Source organism: Neobacillus muris (assembly GCF_943193175.1).
In the GTDB taxonomy this organism is placed as follows: Bacteria; Bacillota; Bacilli; order Bacillales; family Cytobacillaceae; genus Neobacillus; species Neobacillus muris.
This window is the reverse complement of the sequence record NZ_CALPDF010000050.1, coordinates 26,031-32,792: the sequence shown is the minus strand read 5'-3', so window position 1 is coordinate 32,792 and position 6,762 is coordinate 26,031. Positions and strand designations below refer to the sequence as shown.

Genomic DNA, 6,762 nt, shown 5'->3' with positions numbered 1-6,762 from the left:
GAGGAAGCTCCCCGGCACGCCCGCGGAAAGCGAAGCGCCTGGAGCGCAAATCAACCGACAATTCGCATAGACAACTACTAATAATATTATACCGTATTAACGCGGTGAATTAATAAAGAATAAAGATAAAATAAAAGCTGTCGAAGGTTTTTCGACAGCCTGAGAAAGCCTCGGGCTTTCTTTTTTTCGTTATTTTGTCATAAAATCGTGACTTTGACACTCAAATTAGGTGGTAAAATGTTTGTATAAGAAAGAGAATCATTCTCAGTTAACATAAAAAAGGGTGATCAGGCATGTTTGGTTCGTTAAAAGCAGGCGAAAAAGGAAAAATAATCGATATTTCCAATGTAAGCCATCTTGTTCAAAGGCGTTTACTTGATCTTGGGATTACGGAAGGTTCAGAAGTATGTGTCAAATGTGTAATGCCATTTGGGGGTCCGATCATGATTGAATCATGCGGGCAATGTGTTGGAATCCGCCGCAAAGAAGCAGTTCAAGTGGAAGTGGTGAAAGTATGATGGAAATCGCTTTAATTGGCAATCCAAACACAGGAAAAACCTCATTATTTAATAACCTTACAGGCTCATATGAGTACGTTGGCAACTGGAGCGGTGTAACAGTAGAGAAAAAAGTCGGTATTTTCAAAAATAATATTGGCAGATTAATTGATCTGCCAGGAGTGTACACCCTTAATCCGCTATCTAGGGATGAGGGAGTGGTGACTTCCTTTTTTCTAAATGAAACGGTGGACCGGCTGCTAAATATACTCGATGCGTCCCAATTGGATCGCAATCTGCACTTGACCCTGCAATTGCTTGAGTTTGGGAAGCCCATGTTGATTGGTTTAAATATGATGGATGTTGCCGGCAGGCGCGGGATTCAAATTGATGCCCGCAAGCTTTCTGAAAAACTGGGTGTTCCCGTTGTGCCTGTTGTGGCCCGGAGCGGCAAAGGCTGTGATAAGTTGGTTGATGTGATTTCCACAAAATCAAGCCAGCCTCAAAGCGGAAACCCGGTGGCATATGGAAATGAGATGGAATTGGCAATCGCCGAACTATCACATGAGCTCGAAGGCCGTACTGAACATTCCCCTCGGTTTCTTGCGGTTCAATATTTTGAAGGAAATGAATACGTAAGAAATTACCTTCATCAAATTTCAGATGCAGAGAAGCTTAGGACCATTGCCTTAAATTTGGAGGCAGCTCTAAAACTAAATTATAACAGTAAAACAACTGCCAGCTTCATCTATCAAAAAAGGAAAGAAACCATTGAAGCGATTACTTCCATTGCAGCCGTCAAAAAGGATGCAGTTGTTCCGCTCACTGATAAAGTTGACCACATTGTCACGAATAAGTATTTAGGAATGCCGATCTTTCTATTCTTTATGTATTTGATGTTTATGCTAACGTTCGATTGGCTTGGAACTCCATTATCTGATGCCTTGGATGCGCTGCTGACCGGCCCGGTTACTTCCTGGTTTGAAGCAGCTTTAGCATATGCGGGGGCTTCAGAATTTATTCATGCACTGGTCATTGAAGGGCTAGTAGCAGGCGTGGGCGGGGTTTTAGTGTTTGTGCCGCAAATATTTATTTTATTCTTCTTTATTTCTCTGTTAGAGGATTCTGGGTATATGGCTCGTGTGGCGTTGGTTATGGACCGCATTATGGAATCAGTTGGGTTAAACGGCAAAGCTTTTATTCCAATGATGATTGGATTTGGCTGCAATGTTCCGGGAATAATGGCAGCAAGAACAATCGAAACCCCGCGTGAACGGCTTTTAACGATTTTGCTGACACCATTAATGTCTTGTTCAGCACGGCTTCCAGTTTATGCGTTATTTGTCGGGGCATTTTTTGTCGGCCATAAGGCATTTATTGTGTTAAGCTTGTATGTCCTAGGGATTGTAGTAGCACTAGTATTGGCAAAAGTATTTTCTTCCACCCTGTTAAAATCAGAAACCTCTTTATTTGTCATTGAACTGCCGCCATACCGGCTTCCGCAGTTTCAGTCTTTATGGAGAAGCACTTGGGATAAAGGGAAAGGATTTGTCAGGAAGGCGGGTACCTTTATTTTTGCAGGTTCTGTGTTTATCTGGTTATTATCCTATGCCGGTCCTGGAGGGGTAAAAGTCAATATGGACCACAGCTTTATGGCGGCAATTGGCGGAGTGCTTGCCCCTGTCTTAACACCGATAGGCTTTGGTACCTGGCAGGCTGCGGCTTCGCTGATTACTGGTTTCCTTGCTAAAGAGTCCATCATTTCTACGATGAATATCATTTACTTCGTTCCAAAGAGTTCAAGTCTGCAAGGGCTATTGGCGAGTTACTACACACCGCTTGCTGCTTTTAGCTTCATGGTATTTATCTTATTATATATTCCGTGTTTAGCAACCACCGCAACAATTTATAAGGAAACAGGCTCGAAAAGATGGACGGCCTTTGCCCTTGGGTATCCATTGGTGATAGCTTACCTTCTATCTTTTATCATTTATCAAGGCGGTAAACTGTTAGGGTTTGTATAATACACATGGGAGATGGAAAATATGATTTCCAGCATTATTATTGGGATTGCGGTCTTTGGATACGCTTCTTGGGCTTTGGTAAAATTTATTCAAAAGTCGAAACAAGGAAAATGTGCAGCATGCGAGATAAATAAATCTTGCTCAAAGGAATGCTGTATTCCCAAACAGGTGAAATAAACATCGCTCAAAAATGGCCGCTGATAATCTCAGCGGTTTTTTTTGCTTATTTCTTTTAATATTTACCCGGTTTGTATAAAATTACACTAGATGTATGTGAAGGAAGGGCTTAGTATGACCAGGGAGGATATCATTATAATTGTTTCAGAAAAGCTCCGATTAATCAGGACTGAAGCTGGATACACTCAAGAAAAAATGGCAGACATTATTGGTGTCTCCAAAAAAACACTTGTTCAAATTGAAAAGGGAAGGGTGCTGGCCAATTGGCCAACTGTTGTTTCTATTTGTGCCTTATTTAGGGAAACAGAAACCGTACAATTTTTATTTGGGAATGAGCCTCTCGAAGTATTGGAAACAGTTGCAAGAAAGGAAATTGATTATCGGAAGACGAAAACTTTTGGCGGCCGGATTTGGTGGAGAGTCCTTTCAAGAAAAAATGGCTATATGCTGCAGCAGAATATTTTGAGTAAACATTTCCGAATTTTGGATAAAAAAAATTACCGCATTTTCAGCAGCTTTGACGAGAAGCAATCTAAACAACGATTTAAGGAAATATCTGCAATCGAAGAAGTATAACTGGCCATTGGCAGTTGGGAGTCTAAAGTACAGCCGAAAACAGAAATCCTTTGTACTTTCTAATTCAAAAAATGTCCATATTTTCGCCGTAAAAGTGTAACAAAAATCACTTGGAAAACTTCCTGTTTATGTTAGCTTGAAGGTAGTTTAGGATTTTTGTAAATGGGGTGGAAAAGAATGTCAGATTATTCAGTTGTATTGGCCATTGGCAGTTTATTAATCCTCACTTATTTTATCAGTTATACATTAATTAAGAATTAGCATCTCAATCGACTGCAGTCATATATCTGCAGTTTTTTTATCATTGAAAGCCCCCTCCCATATATGGAAGGGGGCTTAAGCCATATTATTTTATTGTTGAATAACTATTTTAGCGTTGGAAACCGCCAAGTTGAGATTCAGCCATAGATACTAAACGCTTAGTAATCTCTCCTCCGACAGATCCATTAGCACGAGAAGTAGTGTCTGCACCAAGATTTACACCAAACTCTTGAGCAATTTCATACTTCATTTGATCAAGTGCTTGTTGTGCTCCTTGTACTAAAAGTTGGTTAGAGTTGTTGTTGTTAGCCATAGTTAGTTAACACTCCTCTTATTAGTTTTGGGGTTAGTATGGGATTGAACCATAATGGATTAAACCATTGTCACCTTGACCTAACCCATCAGCTAATACTTTTATTCTGCTTTAGCACAGGCCTATCAGAATCATCTTATAACCTTTGTGCTAAAATTTGGCTTGGAGCGCTCAGTAAACCGGATGAACCAAGCGCTTCCGTTTGTTCATGGCTGGATGTACCGGATTTGCACCGGAGAAACCCTTTTTGGCTGCATCCATCGTTTTGATGTGATTGTTGCTGCTGTATTGCTGTTGGTAATAAATATTATGGCGAGAATTTATCTGCTTATACGAAAAAGGGATTAGAAATTTATTCCATAACATAGGGGCGCTTTGATTAACATAAACTATCGATACAGATCAATAAACTAAAGGGTGAAAAAAATGTCGATATGCCCGGTTTGCAATGGATTGCGTGAGGTTTATGTATTGTGTCCTGACTGCGGCCAGCCTATGTTGGAAAACGGCAGAGAAATGGATTTCTACGATGATTATAGTCCTTATATGGAGATTGACTTAATGAAAATGGAGGATGGGCATCCAGACACAAATTCCGGGCATAAATGTCCGCATCTATTCCGCTGCCCATCTTGCTTTAAGGAAGAAACCATTTTTATTAAAGAATAGAGGCCCCATATGATAGGGGCCTCTAGGAATGTATCTGATAAATAGCTAGTGGTTTATTGCTCGCCTTGTGGACGTATTCTTACTTCTGTTTCTGCATCAAAGAAGTGAGCTTTATTTAGATCTAGTGCTAATTCTAATTTGTCTCCAGGTTTGATATCTGTACGGGAGTCAATCCGTGCAACAAAATCTTGGCCATCGATACCTGAGTATACCATTAGTTCAGCACCAGTTAACTCAGCAACTTCAACAGTGACAGTAATCTTAGTTCCAGAAGAAGCTTCGATGAATACAGGCTCATCATGGATATCTTCCGGACGAACACCAAGAGTCATGGTTTTGCCGACATAGCCTTGTTCACGAAGATATTTCATCTTTCCTTCAGGAACAGCGACAGAACTATTGCCGACTACAAATTTTCCATCTTCCAGTTTGCCGCTGAAGAAGTTCATGGCTGGTGAACCAATAAATCCACCTACGAAAACATTTTCTGGCTTTTCATATACTTCTTTTGGTGAACCAACCTGCTGGATAATTCCGTCCTTCATAACGACAAGACGTGTCGCCATTGTCATGGCTTCCGTTTGGTCATGTGTTACGTAAATAGTTGTAGTATTTAAGCGGCGGTGAAGCTTAGCGATTTCAGCACGCATCGCTACACGCAGTTTAGCATCTAGATTGGATAATGGCTCGTCCATTAAGAATACCTTTGCATCACGGACAATGGCACGGCCTAGAGCAACCCGCTGGCGCTGACCGCCTGATAATGCTTTAGGCTTACGTGTTAGGTAGGCTTCTAATCCAAGAATCTTGGCAGCTTCCTTTACGCGGCGGTCAATTTCATCTTTAGGGAACTTTCTAAGCTTTAATCCAAACGCCATATTATCATATACAGTCATGTGCGGATATAGGGCATAGTTTTGGAAAACCATCGCGATGTCACGATCTTTTGGAGCAACATCATTTACTCGTTTTCCGTCAATATAAAAATCACCTTTGGAGATTTCCTCAAGTCCTGCAATCATCCTTAGAGTAGTTGATTTTCCACATCCAGAAGGACCAACAAATACGATAAATTCCTTATCTTGAATGTGTAAATTAAAGTCAGAAACTGCCGTTACTTTGTTGTCATAAATCTTATAGATATGATCCAATTTCAATTCTGCCATTTTGTTTTGCCTCCCTGTTCATGTTTGATGTACTTTTAGTTTACAAGGATTGGCGAAAAATCCATATGGACAGGTTGCACAAAAATGAAAGCGTTTCTATTGGGCAAATTGTAAACGGTTTAATTAGCGGTCTATACTCGTTTTTGTTCAAATAACATACAAGCTAAGAAAACGGTGAATGCACCGTAAAAATCCTTTAATCCAATTCCGGTTTTTTCGGTAAATTTATCTAAACGGTACTGTAGGGTATTTCGATGGATATACAATTTCTTTGCCGTTAAGCTGGCATTTAAATTATTTTCGAGAAAGACCAAAATGGTCGAATACATTTCAGGGTCCTGGGAAAATAATTCAAAAACCTCCTGATTCATCATTTGAATGAACTCGTCAGGCATTTGTCGGGCAAGATAAACTGGAAATACTCGCTCATACGTAAAAATTCCTGATTGGCCTATATTTGCCAATGCGAAGGAAAAGAATTCTCTCTCTTGCTTAAATAAAGAAGAAAGCTGATTTGAAAAAGAATAAAGTTTTCCAATGAAAAATGAAATTTTTACAAAAAAATCACTTTCCAATGTTTCTGACATGGAGATTAATTCTTCTTCTGAAAGTGAAATTAATCGTTTTTCCTCAATTATTAAGCCCCTCGTTAAACTTTCCCAAATAATCATGACCTCTTCCGAAAAAAAGCCTTTCAAAGCGGATTCCAATTCTTTGCGGTCCACATCATCATTAAATACCTGAAATTGAATAAATCGAAAGGATGTTTGGGAATGGACCGGAGGAACGGGACCATCCAGCCATAAAAAATGATACCAGCTGTCGGCGGCTGATGGAACGGACGGGTTATATTCCGCTTGTTTATAAAGAGTTTTTAAAAGCCTCAATTCTTTTTCGCTTATTTCTTTTTTGGGTATGCATATCCATTCATTGGCTTGTGCATCACCAAAAGCATAAACCTCTTCAGAGGCAATATCAGATGTTTCCGTTAGCATGTAGGAGTTCTTGTAAATGGTTAATAAATTTCTAAGCATAATCATTTCCCCATTTTTTTCATTTGTTCTATTATAACAGCTAGG

General features: G+C 39.8%; 9 protein-coding genes. 6 read left to right on the top strand and 3 right to left on the bottom strand.

Translation table 11 applies throughout. The features are described from left to right. Positions 1-293: 293 nt before the first annotated feature. From NFS43_RS21565 to NFS43_RS21550, 4 genes are all read left to right on the top strand, one after another. Positions 294-518 carry a FeoA family protein gene (locus NFS43_RS21565; RefSeq protein ID WP_251554907.1) on the top strand — a complete coding sequence of 75 codons (225 nt, stop codon included), beginning with the start codon at positions 294-296 and terminating at the stop codon, positions 516-518. Further along, positions 515-2,521 (top strand): ferrous iron transport protein B, encoded by a 2,007-nt coding sequence (feoB, locus tag NFS43_RS21560; RefSeq protein WP_420910351.1) that lies wholly within the window; start codon positions 515-517, stop codon positions 2,519-2,521. Before NFS43_RS21565 ends, feoB begins: the two co-directional genes overlap by 4 nt. 12 nt (positions 2,522-2,533) lie before the next feature. After that, entirely contained in the window at positions 2,534-2,698 is a 165-nt protein-coding gene (locus NFS43_RS21555) for a FeoB-associated Cys-rich membrane protein (protein ID WP_420910350.1), read from the top strand. Between the two features lie 114 nt (positions 2,699-2,812). Next, positions 2,813-3,274, top strand: coding sequence for a helix-turn-helix transcriptional regulator (locus NFS43_RS21550; RefSeq protein ID WP_251554905.1), 462 nt, complete (start codon positions 2,813-2,815; stop codon positions 3,272-3,274). Between the two features lie 370 nt (positions 3,275-3,644). On the opposite strand, the gene NFS43_RS21545 is transcribed toward NFS43_RS21550, so the two are convergent. Then, positions 3,645-3,848, bottom strand: coding sequence for an alpha/beta-type small acid-soluble spore protein (locus NFS43_RS21545; protein WP_251554904.1), 204 nt, complete (start codon positions 3,846-3,848; stop codon positions 3,645-3,647). A gap of 162 nt (positions 3,849-4,010) precedes the next feature. Between NFS43_RS21545 and NFS43_RS21540 the strand changes: the two genes are divergently transcribed. Both NFS43_RS21540 and NFS43_RS21535 read left to right on the top strand, forming a co-directional pair. After that, a complete protein-coding gene (locus tag NFS43_RS21540; RefSeq protein ID WP_251554903.1) occupies positions 4,011-4,196 on the top strand; it encodes a hypothetical protein in 186 nt (61 codons plus the stop codon). Between the two features lie 78 nt (positions 4,197-4,274). Next, on the top strand, positions 4,275-4,517 hold the full coding sequence (locus tag NFS43_RS21535) for a hypothetical protein (RefSeq protein WP_251554901.1): 243 nt from the start codon (positions 4,275-4,277) through the stop codon (positions 4,515-4,517). 53 nt (positions 4,518-4,570) lie between these two features. Here NFS43_RS21535 and NFS43_RS21530 read toward each other — a convergent pair whose 3' ends face one another. Beyond that, entirely contained in the window at positions 4,571-5,683 is a 1,113-nt protein-coding gene (locus NFS43_RS21530) for an ABC transporter ATP-binding protein (RefSeq protein ID WP_251554900.1), read from the bottom strand. 131 nt (positions 5,684-5,814) lie between these two features. After that, positions 5,815-6,717: a PucR family transcriptional regulator gene (locus NFS43_RS21525; protein ID WP_251554899.1), complete on the bottom strand. Its 903-nt coding sequence runs from the start codon at positions 6,715-6,717 to the stop codon at positions 5,815-5,817. Between the last annotated feature and the right edge of the window lie 45 nt (positions 6,718-6,762).